The 13,666-nt window shown below is 72.8% G+C and carries 13 protein-coding genes; 8 read left to right on the top strand and 5 right to left on the bottom strand.

The annotated features are described in order from the left end of the window. Nucleotides 1–40: 40 nt before the first annotated feature. On the bottom strand, nucleotides 41–925 hold the full coding sequence (locus ABL310_RS02570; protein ID WP_349370157.1) for an SDR family NAD(P)-dependent oxidoreductase: 885 nt from the start codon (nucleotides 923–925) through the stop codon (nucleotides 41–43). A 189-nt stretch (nucleotides 926–1,114) separates the two neighbouring features. Here ABL310_RS02570 and ABL310_RS02575 point away from each other — a divergent pair, with 189 nt between their 5' ends. The 8 genes from ABL310_RS02575 (at nucleotide 1,115) to ABL310_RS02610 (ending at nucleotide 10,074) form a co-directional block, all read left to right on the top strand. Further along, a complete protein-coding gene (locus tag ABL310_RS02575; protein ID WP_349370158.1) occupies nucleotides 1,115–1,786 on the top strand; it encodes a hypothetical protein in 672 nt (223 codons plus the stop codon). An 87-nt stretch (nucleotides 1,787–1,873) separates the two neighbouring features. Next, nucleotides 1,874–3,124 carry an exonuclease SbcCD subunit D gene (locus ABL310_RS02580; RefSeq protein WP_349370159.1) on the top strand — a complete coding sequence of 417 codons (1,251 nt, stop codon included), beginning with the start codon at nucleotides 1,874–1,876 and terminating at the stop codon, nucleotides 3,122–3,124. Nucleotide 3,125: 1 nt separating this feature from the next. Next, nucleotides 3,126–6,902 carry an AAA family ATPase gene (locus ABL310_RS02585; protein WP_349370160.1) on the top strand — a complete coding sequence of 1,259 codons (3,777 nt, stop codon included), beginning with the start codon at nucleotides 3,126–3,128 and terminating at the stop codon, nucleotides 6,900–6,902. Nucleotides 6,903–7,041: 139 nt separating this feature from the next. Further along, complete coding sequence (locus tag ABL310_RS02590; protein WP_349370161.1) at nucleotides 7,042–7,485, top strand: hypothetical protein; 444 nt, start codon at nucleotides 7,042–7,044, stop codon at nucleotides 7,483–7,485. Between the two features lie 32 nt (nucleotides 7,486–7,517). Then, nucleotides 7,518–7,748, top strand: coding sequence for a transposase (locus tag ABL310_RS02595; RefSeq protein ID WP_349370162.1), 231 nt, complete (start codon nucleotides 7,518–7,520; stop codon nucleotides 7,746–7,748). Between the two features lie 75 nt (nucleotides 7,749–7,823). After that, a protein-coding gene (locus ABL310_RS02600) for an IS630 family transposase (RefSeq protein ID WP_349368028.1) occupies nucleotides 7,824–8,776 on the top strand; the annotation gives its coding sequence in 2 pieces (ribosomal slippage) (nucleotides 7,824–8,166 and nucleotides 8,166–8,776; 954 coding nt in all). A 22-nt stretch (nucleotides 8,777–8,798) separates the two neighbouring features. Next, a complete protein-coding gene (locus tag ABL310_RS02605; protein ID WP_349370163.1) occupies nucleotides 8,799–9,320 on the top strand; it encodes a hypothetical protein in 522 nt (173 codons plus the stop codon). A gap of 10 nt (nucleotides 9,321–9,330) precedes the next feature. Beyond that, nucleotides 9,331–10,074: a hypothetical protein gene (locus ABL310_RS02610; protein WP_349370164.1), complete on the top strand. Its 744-nt coding sequence runs from the start codon at nucleotides 9,331–9,333 to the stop codon at nucleotides 10,072–10,074. A 4-nt stretch (nucleotides 10,075–10,078) separates the two neighbouring features. On the opposite strand, the gene rnhA is transcribed toward ABL310_RS02610, so the two are convergent. The 4 genes from rnhA to ABL310_RS02630 form a co-directional block, all read right to left on the bottom strand. Next, the gene (gene rnhA / locus ABL310_RS02615; RefSeq protein WP_349370165.1) at nucleotides 10,079–10,528 is read right to left on the bottom strand and encodes a ribonuclease HI; all 450 of its coding nucleotides are present in this window, start codon (nucleotides 10,526–10,528) and stop codon (nucleotides 10,079–10,081) included. Beyond that, nucleotides 10,525–11,490, bottom strand: coding sequence for a homoserine kinase (locus tag ABL310_RS02620; protein WP_349370166.1), 966 nt, complete (start codon nucleotides 11,488–11,490; stop codon nucleotides 10,525–10,527). The genes rnhA and ABL310_RS02620 overlap by 4 nt, the downstream gene beginning before the upstream one ends. 2 nt (nucleotides 11,491–11,492) lie before the next feature. Next, on the bottom strand, nucleotides 11,493–12,452 hold the full coding sequence (gene ispH, locus ABL310_RS02625) for a 4-hydroxy-3-methylbut-2-enyl diphosphate reductase (protein ID WP_349370167.1): 960 nt from the start codon (nucleotides 12,450–12,452) through the stop codon (nucleotides 11,493–11,495). A gap of 121 nt (nucleotides 12,453–12,573) precedes the next feature. Further along, nucleotides 12,574–13,437 (bottom strand): PRC-barrel domain-containing protein, encoded by an 864-nt coding sequence (locus ABL310_RS02630; protein ID WP_349370168.1) that lies wholly within the window; start codon nucleotides 13,435–13,437, stop codon nucleotides 12,574–12,576. Nucleotides 13,438–13,666 lie beyond the last annotated feature (229 nt).

Genomic DNA, 13,666 nt, shown 5'->3' on the forward strand with positions numbered 1-13,666 from the left:
AAACGGTGAAACGGCCGCGCTTGCGGCTCTCGCGGTGGCGTCAGCCCCGCCGCTCGCCGGCCTTGCGCATCTGCCGGCGCATCACCGCGTCGACGAGGCGCTTGGGCAGGAGCGGCAAGAGCACGCTCTCGAGGAGCGGATTCGCCGCCGGCGCGTAGCGCAGCCGCGGGCGCTTCGCGGTGACGGCCTCGAAGGTCGCCTGCGCCACCGCCTCGGCCGAGAGGCCGCGCCTGGGGGCGTTCTCCACCATGCCGCCCAGCGCCGAGCGGAAGGCGGGGCCGTAGGGCGTCGCGTCGAAGCGCCCGACGTCCTGGCGCGCGACCTTCTCCCACACCGGCGTCGCCACCGCGGAGGGCGCCATCACGATCACCGGGATCTCGAAGGGCGAGAGCTCGCGTCGCAGCGCCTCGGAGAAGCCCTCGATCCCGAACTTGGAGGCGATGTAGGCGGTCACGAAGGGCTGCCCGAGCTTGCCGCCGAGCGAGGACATGGTGACGATCCGCCCCTTGGGGCCGGTGAGCGCCGGGTCCGTGCCGACGAGGGGCAGGAAGGTCTTGGCCGTGATCATCGTGCCGATCAGGTTGGCCTCGACCTGGTGGCGCCAGTCCTCGACGGATTGCAGCTCGAGCGGCGCCGGGATGCCGATGCCGGCATTGGCGACCACCCCCGCGAGCCGCCGCCCGTCGAGCGCCCCGCGCACGCGCTCCGCCGCCTCTGCGACCGCGTCGGCGTCGGTGACGTCGAAGAGCAGCGCCCGGAAGCCCGGCCCGAGCTCCCGCTCGAGCCGCTCGGCGTCCTCCGGGCGTCTCGCCGAGCCGAACACGCGCCAGCCGCGCTCCACGAACAGCCGCGCGATGGCGTAGCCGATGCCGGAGGTCGCGCCGGTGACGACGAGGGCGGGGGGTGGAAAGGGGGACGGGGGCATAACGGCGTTTCGGTTCAGCTCTGTTAAGGTTGCGCAGGCGTGGTCCTGCAATATGCTCGCAGCTGATTCGTTACGCGTCGCCAGAAATGACGAACCCCGCGAGGGCCGTCAGGCTGTCGCGGGGTTCTATCCGTCCGGCCCCGTTTGCACGCAGTGACGAGGCTCGGCTCACCGGATCGAAATAGACCTATGCACGAAGAATATCAAGAAAGGGTTTCACCCGATCCCGACGCCCTGCGAGCGACCATGTCGCACGAACGGCTGGCGACCTATCTTTCGGCGGCAGGGCATGATCTGCACCGCGCTCTCGCTTTGTATGTCTGGAACGCGCGTCTCGGCGAGGCGTTCCATACACCCATCCAAGCGGTCGAGGTCGGGCTCCGCAACCGAATTTGCGTTGCTTTGGCTAAGGAATTCGGGGCCGCATGGTGGTCCAGCGATCGCTTCCTCGCCCTGCTCGACGCAATGGACAAGCGGCGGATCGCAGACCTCGAGCAGGTTCGTCGGCGTCTCCAGAAAAGGCAGGTCGCCGTCGCGACCGGTCAGATTGTCGCCGGCCTGTCATTTGGATTTTGGGTAGCGTTGTTGCAAAAGCGCTACAATCCCGCCCTTTGGTCGCAACACTTGCGCCTCGCCTTCCCGCACCTACCCGCCGAACGCTCGCGGGCGGATCTCGCGGACCGGGCGAGGCGTATCGCCGACCTTCGCAATCGGATCAGCCACCACGAGCCGATCTTCCGCAACGACGTGTCGAAAGACTTCTCCGAGACGATGACCGTCCTCGAATGGACCTGCCCGGAGACGCACCGCTGGCTGCGGCCGTATTGCCGCGTTCCCGAGGTGATGCGCCAGAAGCCCTGAGACATCCGTCCCCAGCCCTTTCCTCGGCGCCGCGATCCGCCCCTGGCGAATCACCAGCCATCCGGTGAGAGTGCGCGCGGAGGACGGATGGTCAGGATCCTGCACACGGCCGATTGGCATCTCGGGCAGACGCTCGCCGGCTTCTCGCGCGAGGAAGAGCACCGCGCCGCGCTCGACGCGCTCGTCGACCTCGCCGCGCGCGAGGCGGTGGACGCGGTGATCGTCGCCGGCGACGTGTTCGACACGCTCAACCCCTCGGCGGACGCGCAGACGCTGTATTTCGATACGCTCGCCCGCTTGCGCGCGGCGCGGCCGCACGCCGCGATCGTCGTCGTCGCCGGCAACCACGACCCCGCCGGCCGGCTGGAAGCGCCGCGCGGGCTCTATCGCCTGGCCGACGTGCACGTGACGGGCACGATCGCCCGCGCCGCCGACGGCTACGACCTCGCCCGGCACCTGATCCCGGTGCGCGACGCGACGGGGGCGATCGGCGCGCAGGTTCTCGCCGTGCCCTTCCCGCGGGTCGCCGACCTGCCGCCGCTCGACGCCGCGACCGAGGGCTCGCCCGTGGTGGCGGGGGTGCGCGGGCTCTATCGCGGGATGATCGCGCAGGCGAAGGCGGCCATCGGCGACACGCCGCTCGTCGTCACCGGGCACCTGCACGTCGCAGGCGGCCTCGAATCGGAGGGCGCGGAGCGGCGCATCCTGGTCGGCGGGGAGCACGCCGTGCCCCCGGAGATCTTCCCCGCGGAGGCCGCCTACGTGGCGCTCGGGCACCTGCACAAGCCCCAGCGCGTCGGGCGCGACACGATCCGCTATTCCGGCGCGCTCTTCCCGCTGTCGAAGACGGAGAGCGGCTACGAGCACGGCGCGACGCTCGTCACGCTCGAGGGCGGGATGGTCCAGGTCGAGCACCGGCCGCTGCCGCGCCCCGTGCCCGTCCTGCGCGTCCCCGCGCGCGGCGCGCTGTCCCGGGGCGAGGTGGAGGCCGCGCTCGCGGCGCTCGACCTCGACCCCGCCACCCCGTTCGCGCGGCGCGCCTTCGTCTACCTCAACGTCGCCGTCGAGGGGCCCGCGACGGGGCTCCAGGCGGAGATCGCGGAGATCGCCGAGGGCTTCCCGCTGCGCCTCGTCGCGGTGACGCTGGAGCGGCCCGCGGCGACCGGGGAGGGCGCGGCCGAGCCGGTCGCGATGCGTCTCGCCGAGCGCAGGCCCGAGGAGGTGTTTCGCGAGGCCTTCGCGCTAAAGCACGGCGCGCCGCCCTCGCCCGCGCACGAGGAGGCCTTCGCGGCCCTCCTCGCCATGGACGAGGACGCCGCGGACGAGGAGGCGGCCTGACATGCGCATCCTCGCGATCCGCGGCGAGAACCTCGCCTCCCTGGCCGAGCCTTTCGAGATCGCCTTCGACACCGAGCCGCTGGCGGCGGCGGGGCTCTTCGCCATCACCGGCGAGACCGGGGCCGGCAAGTCGACCATCCTCGACGCGTTGTGCCTCGCGCTCTACGACGAGTTCCCGCGCGTGAAGGCGGAGGGGGCGAACGAGGCCATTCCCGACGGCGACAACGCCCCGCTCTCCGCCACCGACCCGCGCACGATCCTGCGCCGCGGCGCCGGGCGCGGCTACGCCGAGGTGGACTTCGCCGCCCGCGACGGCGCCGTCTATCGCGTGCGCTGCGAGCTCAACCGCGCCCGCGGCCGTGCGGCCGGCGCGCTGCAGAAGCGCGGGCGGGCGCTGTGGAAGCTCGCGCCGGAAGGGACGGTCGAGGCGGTGGCCTCGGACATCCGCACCGTGAAGGCCGAGGTGGAGCGCCTCACCGACCTCACCTGCGACCAGTTCCGCCGCACGGTCCTGCTCGCCCAGGGCGATTTCGACGCCTTCCTGCGCGCCGACGCCAAGGAGCGAGCGGAGCTGCTCGAGAAGATCACCGGCACGGAGATCTACGCCACGCTCTCGCGCCGCGCCTACGAGCGCCACCGCGAGGCCCGCGACGCGCTCCAGGCGCTGGAGCGCCAGCGCGACGGCATCGGCCTGATGGCGCCCGAGGCGCGGGCCGAGGCGCAGGCGGCGCTGGCCGCGCTCGCCCTGCGCAAGCAGGAGGAGAATGCCGCGCGCGAGGCGATCGAGGCGGCCCTGCGCCGCCACGAGGCGATCGCCGCGGCGACCGTGAAGCGCGACGCGGCCGGGGAGGCGCTCACCCTGGCGCAGGCGGCCGCCGACGCGCTCGGCGCGGAGCGCGCGCGGCTCGCGGCGCTGGAGCGGGTCGAGCCGCTGCGCGGGGCGTGGGAGAAGGTGGGGGAGGCCGAGACCGCGTGCGCCGAGGCGGAGGGCGGGCGCGAGCCGGCGGCGCAGGCCCGCGCGGCGGCGCAGCAGGCGACGGCCGAAGCGGAGGCGCAGGAGGCGTCCTCCCGCGCCGCGCTCACGGAGGCGGAGGCCGCGGTCACGGCGCTCGAGCCCGCCTGGGCCGAGGCCGACGCGTGCGACCGGCGTCTCGCCGACGCGCGGGAGGCGGAAAGCCGCCTCGCGCAGGCCCGCGACGAGGCGCGCCGCGCCGCCGAGGCCACGTCCGCCGCGGCCCAGGACCTCGCCGCCCGGGTCACCGCCGCGGAGGCGGAGACGGCGAAGATCGCCGAGGGCCTCGCCCGTGACGCCGCTCTGGAACCCCTCGCCACCCGTTTCGCCGAGCTCTCGGACGCGCTCGCCCGCCGGGCCGGCTTCGTGCGCGACGCGGCCGCGCATCGCGCCGAGCGCGACGCCGCGCAGGCGACGCTCCAGCGCCTCGCCGCCGCGCGGGCGACCCTCGACGAGGCGGATGCGCGCGACGGCGAGACCCGCGCCGCCTGCGACGGGCGTATCGCCGAGCGGCTCGCGGCGCTGGAGGCGCTCGGCGCGCCGGCGACGCAGGCGCGGGCCGACGGGTTCGAGGCCGCCGACGGCCTCCTCGCCCGGCTCGCCGCCGCCGCCGAGAAGGCGCAAGCCGCGACCCGCTCCCGCGACGAGGCGACCGCCCGCCGGGAGGCGGCGGCGGCGGCCTATGCACAGGCGCGCGACGCCGCGCGGGCGGCGCAGGCCGAGATCGACGGGCTCGACGCCCGCGCCGACGAGGTGGCGCGGCTCGGGGCGCTCGCGGAGGCGACGGCCTCGGAGCAGGCCCGGCGTCTGCGCGCGGCGCTGGTGCCGGGCGAGCCCTGCCCGGTCTGCGGCGTCCCGCACGCGCCGGACCACCTTTCCGAGCCGGACGCCTTCGTCGCCGAGATCCGCGCCCGAGGCGACGCGCTTCGCCGCGAGCAGGATGCCGCCCGCGCCCGCCTCGCCGAGGCGAAGGCCTCGGGCGCCGCCGCGGAGCGGACCGGCAAGGAGGCCGCCGTGGCCATCGCCGCCGAGACCGAGCGGCTCGCCGCGGCGGAGACGGCCTACGGCGAGGCGCATGCGGCTTGGCGGGCGCTGCCGGATCTCGGGCTCGCCGCGCCGCCGGAGGTGTGGCGCGAGGCCGGTCCCGCGCTCGCATCGCTCGCCGGCGAGATCGCGACCGCCCGCGCCGCCGCGCGCGAGACGCTCCGCAGCGCGGATGTGCTCCGCCAGGACATCGAGGCCGAGCGCGCCCGCCGCGACGCCGCCGGGGCCGCGATCGAGGGCCGCCGCGGGGAGCGCGCGGCGCTGGACCGCGACGCGAGTGCGGCGCGCGAGGCGATCGCCCGCGCGGACGCCCGCGTCCCCGAGCTCGAGGACAGGTGGGCCTCGGTGGATCGCGAATGGGGCCGCGTGCTCGCCGCCGCCGGCATCGCGCCGGAGGATCTCGACCGCGACGCCGAGGCGGCGCGCCGCGTGCTGGAGACCCGCGGGCGCGATTATCGCGGGCGGGCCGAGCGGCGCACGGCTCTGGAGCAAGACCTCGCCCGCGATCGCCCGGCGGCGTCCGCCGCGCAGGCCCGCGCCGAGGCCGCCGCGGCGACGGCCGCCAAGGCCGCGGCGGACGCGGTGGAAGCAGGCGAGGCGGCGGCGCGTCTCGCCGAGGCGCGCGCGGGCTTGCTCGGCGGCGAGGCGACGGACGTCCACCGCAGCCGGCACGTCGATGCGGCCAAGTCCGCGCGTGCGGCCTTCGACGCGGCGCGCGAGGCGGGCGAGACCGCCCGCAATCGCCTCGCGGGGGCGCAGGCGGCCGATGAGGGCGCCGAGGCGGCGCGCGCCAAGGCCGCCTCCCGCCTCGCCGAAGCCGAAGCCGCCTTCGCCGCCGCGCTCGCCGCGCGCGGCCTCCCCCGCGAGGAGGCGCTCGCGCTCCTCGCCGTCGCGCCGGAGGAGCGCGAGGCTCTGCGCGCGGGTCTCGCCCAGGCGGACGAGGCCGTGCGCGAGGCCGCCTCGACCCTGAAGCACTGCGAGACCGCGCTCGCGGACGCCCTCGCGGCGGGCGCGCCGGAGGAGGACGCGACCGCCCTGGCCGAGCACCGTGCGGCCCTGGTCGAGAGCCTTGCCGCCCTCGCCGAGGAGGAGGTCGCCCGCCGGGTCGCGCTCGAGCAGGACGACCGCGCCCGCGAGATCGCGGGGCGGCTCGAGGCCGAGATCGCCGCCGCGGCGGCGGTCGCCGGGCTCTGGGCGCAGATGAACGACGCCATCGGCTCGGCCGACGGCTCCAAGTTCCGCCGCTACGCGCAGTCGGTGACGCTTGACCATCTGGTGGCGCTGGCGAACCGCCATCTCGAGGCGCTCTCCCCGCGCTACCGGCTGGAGCGCGCCGGCGGGGAGGGCGGCGATCTCGGGCTGCAGATCCGCGACCGCGATCTGGGCGACGAGCGGCGCTCGACCCGCTCGCTGTCCGGTGGGGAGCGCTTCCTCACCTCGCTCGCGCTGGCGCTGGCGCTGTGCTCGCTGGAGGGCCGCGGCTCCTTCGTCGACACGCTGTTCATCGACGAGGGCTTCGGCACGCTCGACGCCGCCACGCTGGACGTCGCCATCGACGCGCTGGAGACGCTGCAGGCGCAAGGCCGCAAGGTGGGCGTCATCAGCCACGTCGAGACCATGCACCAGCGCATCCCGGTGCAGATCCGGGTGGACAAGCTCGGCGGCGGCCGCAGCCGGGTGCGGGTGACGGGGGCGGGGGCGCTGCTGGCCGCTGCGGAGTGATTTGGTTGCGAAGATCGCCTCGTGACAGATGGAGATTGCGACGCTAGAGCAGATCGCTTCCTGATGGAATCGCGCGGGGGATTCCCTTCGAGGCCAGTTCGTGATTCACGGTAGAGGCTGGCGGAGGAGGCCAGCCGCCATGACGAAGCCCCTCTCGATGGATCTGAGGCAGCGCGTCCTCGCTGCGGTCGATGCCGGCATGAGCCGCCGGGCCGCGGCGGACCGCTTCGGGATCGCGCCGTCCGCGGCGGTGAAGTGGTTCAACCTTCGGCGCGAGACGGGCTCGGTCGCGCCGCGGGCGCAAGGCGGCGACACGCGGTCCGGGCGGATCGAGGCGCTCGGCCCGGTCATCCTCGCGATGGTGGAGGAGGCGCCGGATCTCACCCTCGTCGAGATCGCCGAGCGGCTCGAGCGCGAGCACGGCGAGCGCTTCGCGCCCTCGACGGTGCACCGCTTCTTCGGCCGCCACGGCCTGACGTTCAAAAAAAGTCCGGCCACGCCAGCGAGCAGGACCGCGCCGACGTCGCCGCGGCCCGCGAGGCCTGGTTCGAGGAGCAGCCCGAGCTCGACCCGCAGCGGCTGATCTTCATCGACGAGACCTGGCTCAACACCAAGATGGCGCGGTTGCGGGGCCGCGCCCCCGAAGGCGAGCGCCTGCGCGCCGGCATCCCTCACGGCCATTGGCGCACCACGACCTTCGTGGCCGGGCTCAGGATCGGCGGGATCGACGCGCCGATGCTGATCGACGGCGCGATCAACGCGGCGAGCTTCCTCGCCTACGTCCAGCAGGTCCTGGTTCCGACGCTGAGCCCCGGCGACGTGGTGCTAGAGCAGATCGCTTCCTGATGGAATCGCGCGGGGGATTCCCTTCGAGGCCAGTTCGTGATTCACGGTAGAGGCTGGCGGAGGAGGCCAGCCGCCATGACGAAGCCCCTCTCGATGGATCTGAGGCAGCGCGTCCTCGCTGCGGTCGATGCCGGCATGAGCCGCCGGGCCGCGGCGGACCGCTTCGGGATCGCGCCGTCCGCGGCGGTGAAGTGGTTCAACCTTCGGCGCGAGACGGGCTCGGTCGCGCCGCGGGCGCAAGGCGGCGACACGCGGTCCGGGCGGATCGAGGCGCTCGGCCCGGTCATCCTCGCGATGGTGGAGGAGGCGCCGGATCTCACCCTCGTCGAGATCGCCGAGCGGCTCGAGCGCGAGCACGGCGAGCGCTTCGCGCCCTCGACGGTGCACCGCTTCTTCGGCCGCCACGGCCTGACGTTCAAAAAAAGTCCGGCCACGCCAGCGAGCAGGACCGCGCCGACGTCGCCGCGGCCCGCGAGGCCTGGTTCGAGGAGCAGCCCGAGCTCGACCCGCAGCGGCTGATCTTCATCGACGAGACCTGGCTCAACACCAAGATGGCGCGGTTGCGGGGCCGCGCCCCCGAAGGCGAGCGCCTGCGCGCCGGCATCCCTCACGGCCATTGGCGCACCACGACCTTCGTGGCCGGGCTCAGGATCGGCGGGATCGACGCGCCGATGCTGATCGACGGCGCGATCAACGCGGCGAGCTTCCTCGCCTACGTCCAGCAGGTCCTGGTTCCGACGCTGAGCCCCGGCGACGTGGTGATCATGGACAACCTCGCCAGCCACAAGACCCCCGCCGTGCGCGAGGCCATCGAGGCGGCCGGAGCCGAGCTGCGCTTCCTGCCGCCCTACAGCCCGGACTTCAACCCCATCGAGAACGCCTTCGCCAAGCTGAAGGCCCTGCTCAGGAAGGTCGCCGCCCGGACGCGCGACGCCCTCTGGAGCGCCGTCGCCGACGCCATCGAAGCCTTCCCGCCAGAGGAATGCGCGAACTTCTTCACCGCAGCAGGATATGAACCCGAGTGGTGAGAATCTGCTCTAGCTTGGCGACATGATCGCTCCGAGCGTGCAGGACCTGGAGGAAGTCGACGAGTTTCTCGCCGAGCTCAAGACGCTCGGTGATCCGATCCCGCTTTGGACGCCCTCGACGCGGCCCGGAGAGCTCGACGCGACGTGGCCGGTGATAGATCGCGCGGGGCTTGGACGCGCCACGCTCCGCTTCAGATGCCTTTCCGTCGATCGGACGCGCCCGAGCGTCTCGGTGATTTTCCGTGACCGGCCGATCTGGCGGGTCGACATCGTCGATCCTCGTGACTGCAAGCCGAATCCGTTGGCGGCCGCCCACCTGGGCCTTCCCGCGACGGTCTGCGGGTCGCACAGTCACGGCTGGAGCGACAACCGAGAGATCGTCGCACGATCGGGGTTCGGGCGCCTGCCGGTCCGGCGACCTCTCGGGGCGCGGATGAGACGGCTTCCGCAGGCCTTGCGCTGGCTGGCGCAAGCCGCAACTCTGAGGTTAACTCCCGAGCAGGCCGATTTCGACGTGCCGCCTCAGTCGGCGCTCTTCGAGTGATGGTGACGCCATGATATGCGAACAGATCCGGTCGGCCCTCGCCCCCCTCGCTTCCTGCGAGCCGACCACTTCGGGCGCGCGGATCGCGACGCACTGCCTCTACCCGTCCTTCGACCCCGTGGAGATCCACGTCGTTGGCCATGGCGACGGCTTTCTTGTTCACGACGACGGTGGCGCGTATCGCGAAGCATGGCTGCACGGGTGCGACCAGCCGGCTATCAAGCGCTGGCTTACCATTGCGGCGGACCGCTTCTCCCTGCAGGTGGTCGACTCGACTCTCGTCGCCGAGATCGCTTCCGCAGAGTGGCTGCAGTCGGGAATCCTGTCCGTCGCGAACGGAGCCGCCTTTGCCGCGACCATGGCGCTGGACAGGCGTCCGGTGAGCGAGCGTCGCCTCGTGGAACGGATCACGGAGGCGCTCGCCAGCGCTTTTCGCGAGGTCGAGATTCAGCGCGAAGTGCCTGTTGTCGGACAGAGCGGGAAGACGCACCGTTTCGACCTGGCGCTGACGGGACCGCGGGGCGAGACGTTGCTGATCGACGCGGTGGCGCCCCACCCCGTCTCGATCGCTTCGAGCTACGTCGCGTTCTCTGACACGCAAAGAGCATCGGCGGCTCGCCGCGTGCACTTCGCCGTGTTCGACAGACCTCTCGATGAAGCCGACGCGCTGCTGATGCGCCAGGTCGCCGAGCTGGTGCCCGTCGCGGGACTGGCCGACGGGGCCCGGCGCGTTCTTCACGCGCGGGCGACCTGACGCCTCACCCCCGCGGCACCCCGGCATTCGCCAGCGCGTCGACCCTATGGTTCAGCGGGTCGTCGGCGTGGCCCTTGACCCAGTGCCAGCGCACCTCGTGGCGGTTGCGGGCCTCGTCGAGGCGGCGCCAGAGGTCCTCGTTCTTCACCGGCTGCTTCGAGGCCGTGCGCCAGCCCTTGGCCTTCCAGCCGGCGAGCCAGGTGCTGATGCCGTTTCGCACGTATTGGCTGTCGGTATAGAGGTCGACGGAGCACGGGCGCTTGAGCGCCTCGAGGGCCTGGATGGCGGCCATCAGCTCCATCCGGTTGTTTGTCGTCACCCGCTCGCCGCCGTGCATCTCCTTCTCGCGCTCGCCGAAGATCAAGAGCGCGCCCCAGCCGCCGGGGCCGGGATTCCCCTTGCAGGCCCCGTCGGTGTAGATCGTCACCCGCGGCGCGGGCCTCTCGGCGGTCATCGGTCGAGCCCGTAATCGGCGGCCGTGTCGGCGCGGCGGTGGAAGGCGAGCTTGCGGTCGTATTCGAGCGGGTCCTTCGGGCGCACCAGCGCGCCCGGCGGCACGTTCAGCCAGTCGACGAGGCGGGTGAGCAGGAAGCGCAGGGCCGCCCCGCGGCAGAGCGTCGGCAGCGCGGCGACCTCGGCGGGCTCGAGCCGCCGCACCGCCTCGTAGCCGGCGATCAGCGCCCGGCTCTTCGTGACGTTGTACGACCCGTCCGCCTCGAAGCACCAGGCGTTGAGGCAGATGGCGAGGTCGTAGGCGAGGACGTCGTTGCAGGCGAAGTAGAAGTCGATCAGCCCCGAGACCTCCTCGCCGATGAAGAACACGTTGTCGACGAAGAGATCGGCGTGGATCACGCCCTCGGGCAGCTCCCGCGGCCAGACCCGCTCCAGATGGTCGAGCTCGGCGCGGCTGCGCGCGGCGAGGCCCGGTGCGACGGTGTCGGCCTGCGCCTCCGCCTGGGCGAAGAGCGGACGCCAGGCCGGCAGCGAGAGGGCGTTCGGGCGGCGCGAGCCGAAGTCGCGCCCCGCCTCGTGCAGCCGCGCCAGCGCTCCGCCCAGCGCCCCGCAGCGCTTCGGGTTCGGCCGGCGGATCGAGAGCCCCTCGAGGAAGGTCGCGATCGCCGCGGGGCGCCCGGCGAGCCGGCCGAGCGCCTCCCCGCGCCGGTCCCGCACCGGCTGCGGGCAGACGATGCCGCGGTCGGCGAGATGCTCCATCAGGCCCAGGAAGAACGGCAGGTCCGCCTCCGCCACCCGCTTCTCGTAGAGGGTGAGGATGTAGGAGCCGCGGCTCGTGTGCAGGAAGTAGTTCGTGTTCTCGACGCCCTCGGCGATGCCCTTGAACGAGAGCACCTCGCCGATGTCGTAGCCCTCCACGAAGGCGACGAGCGCCTCCTCGGGAACGTCGGTGTAGACGGCCACGGCTATTCGGCGGCTTCGCCGCGCAGGCCGCGCGGCAGGGGGAAGAACACGTCCTCGTTCGTGGTCGTCACGGTCTCGACCGTGACCTCGTAGCGCTCGGCGAAGGCGTCGATCATCTCCTCGACGAGCACCTCCGGCGCGGAGGCGCCGGCGGTCATGCCGAGCCGGCGAATGCCGGTGAAGAGCTCCCAGTCGATCTCCTCGGCGCGGTTGGCGAGGCGCGCCACCTTGCAGCCGGCCCGCTCGGCCACCTCGCGCAGGCGCTGCGAGTTCGAGGAGTTGGGCGAGCCGACGACGATGAGCGCGTCCACCATCGGCGCGACCTTCTTCACCGCCTCCTGGCGGTTCGTGGTCGCGTAGCAGATGTCCTCCTTGTGCGGCCCGACGATCGCCGGGAAGCGCGCCTTGAGCGCGTCGACGATCTCCCTGGTGTCGTCGACCGACAGCGTCGTCTGCGTCACGAAGGCGAGCGCCTCGGCATCGGCGGGCGCGAAGGCGGCGACATCGTCGAGCGTCTCGATCAGCGTGATCGAGCCCTGCGGCAGCTGCCCCATCGTGCCGACCACCTCGGGATGGCCGGCGTGGCCGACGAGCAGCACGTGCCGGCCCTTCTTGGCGTGGACCTGCGCCTCGCGATGCACCTTGGTGACGAGCGGGCAGGTCGCGTCGATGGCGTGCATGCGCCGGCGCATCGCCTCCTCGGGCACCGATTTCGGCACGCCGTGGGCGGAGAAGATCACCGGCGCGTCCCCGTCCGGCACCTCCTCCAGCTCACGCACGAAGATCGCGCCCTTCTTGCGCAGGCTCTCGACCACGTACTTGTTGTGCACGATCTCGTGGCGGACGTAGACCGGCGCGCCGCGCTGGGCGAGCGCCTGCTCGACGGCGTCGATGGCGCGCACCACCCCCGCGCAGAAGCCGCGGGGGGCGCACAGGAGGATCTCGAGAGGCGGCTTCGTCATCCGCACTGTCCTGTGGCGAGAGGGCCGTGTTGTCAAGGCGCGCGAGGGCGCACCCCGCGCACCATGAAAAAGGGGACCCGGCCTGGGCCGGGTCCCCTCGTACCGTCGCGCGGGAACGCTGTTACATCTCGCCGCGCATACGCTCGTACTCGAACGGCTCGACCGCGCCGACCTCGTCCTCGCCGTAGGGAAGGTCGTAATAGGGGCCGTAGCCGTAATTGTACGGGCTGTAGTACGGATAGGCGTAGTAGCCCCGGCCGTAGGCGAGGTCCGGGTTGACCACGACCGCCTGCACCCGGCCGTCGGCGATGATCACGTCGTTGACGTAGCCGTAGTCGCGATAGCCGGCGCGGCCGGGATAGCCCGGACGGCCCATCATCATGGCGTCGTCCGCCGCGGCGGCGTCGGTGGTCTCGCCGTCCTCGTCGCGGATGCGGACGTAGTCGCCGATGACCTCGGAGACGCGATAGGCGCGCGGGCCGAGCTCGGCGTCGTCGAGGCCGGCGACGACCTCCTCGCCGACGGAGCCGGTCGCGGCCACGTCCTCGCGGAAGGCGTAGCCTTCGCCGTACAGGCCGTAATTCTCGACGTTCTCCTCGGTGACCGGGATGGTGATCGCCTGCTCGGCGGCGTTCATCTCGATTTCGCCCCAGGGCACGGCCACGTGCGTGTCGCCGATGTCGATGAAGCCGCCGATCTCGGCGACGACCGCCAGAATGGATCCGTCGGCGCCGACGATCACGTCCTCGACGTCGCCGATGTCCTCGCCGGCCGCGCCGTAGACGTCGTACTCGTCGATGAACTCCTCGGCGCTCATGCCGCCGGCGTACAGGTCGTCGTAGGCCCAGCCCTCGAGCGAGACGACGTTCTCGGCCGTGAGCGTGCCGGCCTGCGAGACCGGGTCGACCGTGGTGGTGTCCTGCGCCATCGCGGGCGCCGCGGCCATGGCGGCGATGATGGCGATCGTGGAGGTGCGCTTGAGCATGAGCGGACTCCTTCCTTTCGAAATTTCGGTGCGTGCCGGGCACGCGGGACCGGCGAGCGCCGCCGGTCGCTTCGCCCCCCCAACGGGAGCGCGGGGGCGTTCGTTCCGAGGGGAGCGCCGCGGATGGGAGACGATTGCAAGGCGAGAGGACCCCGTCCCGCGCCGCGCGAAACCGGGGAACACAAACCGCGCGGCCGGCTTGCCGGGGTTGCGCGGTGGGCATGCGTCC

The sequence above is a fragment of the Salinarimonas sp. genome (assembly GCF_040111675.1).
Lineage (GTDB): Bacteria > Pseudomonadota > Alphaproteobacteria > Rhizobiales > Beijerinckiaceae > Salinarimonas.

Bases quoted from the DNA above. Each gene is read 5' to 3' on its own strand.
- ABL310_RS02570 (WP_349370157.1), bottom strand. From the start codon at position 925: ATGCCCCCGTCCCCCTTTCCACCCCCCGCCCTCGTCGTCACCGGCGCG.
- ABL310_RS02575 (WP_349370158.1), top strand. From the start codon at position 1,115: ATGCACGAAGAATATCAAGAAAGGGTTTCACCCGATCCCGACGCCCTG.
- ABL310_RS02580 (WP_349370159.1), top strand. From the start codon at position 1,874: ATGGTCAGGATCCTGCACACGGCCGATTGGCATCTCGGGCAGACGCTC.
- ABL310_RS02585 (WP_349370160.1), top strand. From the start codon at position 3,126: ATGCGCATCCTCGCGATCCGCGGCGAGAACCTCGCCTCCCTGGCCGAG.
- ABL310_RS02590 (WP_349370161.1), top strand. From the start codon at position 7,042: ATGACGAAGCCCCTCTCGATGGATCTGAGGCAGCGCGTCCTCGCTGCG.
- ABL310_RS02595 (WP_349370162.1), top strand. From the start codon at position 7,518: ATGGCGCGGTTGCGGGGCCGCGCCCCCGAAGGCGAGCGCCTGCGCGCC.
- ABL310_RS02605 (WP_349370163.1), top strand. From the start codon at position 8,799: ATGATCGCTCCGAGCGTGCAGGACCTGGAGGAAGTCGACGAGTTTCTC.
- ABL310_RS02610 (WP_349370164.1), top strand. From the start codon at position 9,331: ATGATATGCGAACAGATCCGGTCGGCCCTCGCCCCCCTCGCTTCCTGC.
- rnhA (WP_349370165.1), bottom strand. From the start codon at position 10,528: ATGACCGCCGAGAGGCCCGCGCCGCGGGTGACGATCTACACCGACGGG.
- ispH (WP_349370167.1), bottom strand. From the start codon at position 12,452: ATGACGAAGCCGCCTCTCGAGATCCTCCTGTGCGCCCCCCGCGGCTTC.
- ABL310_RS02630 (WP_349370168.1), bottom strand. From the start codon at position 13,437: ATGCTCAAGCGCACCTCCACGATCGCCATCATCGCCGCCATGGCCGCG.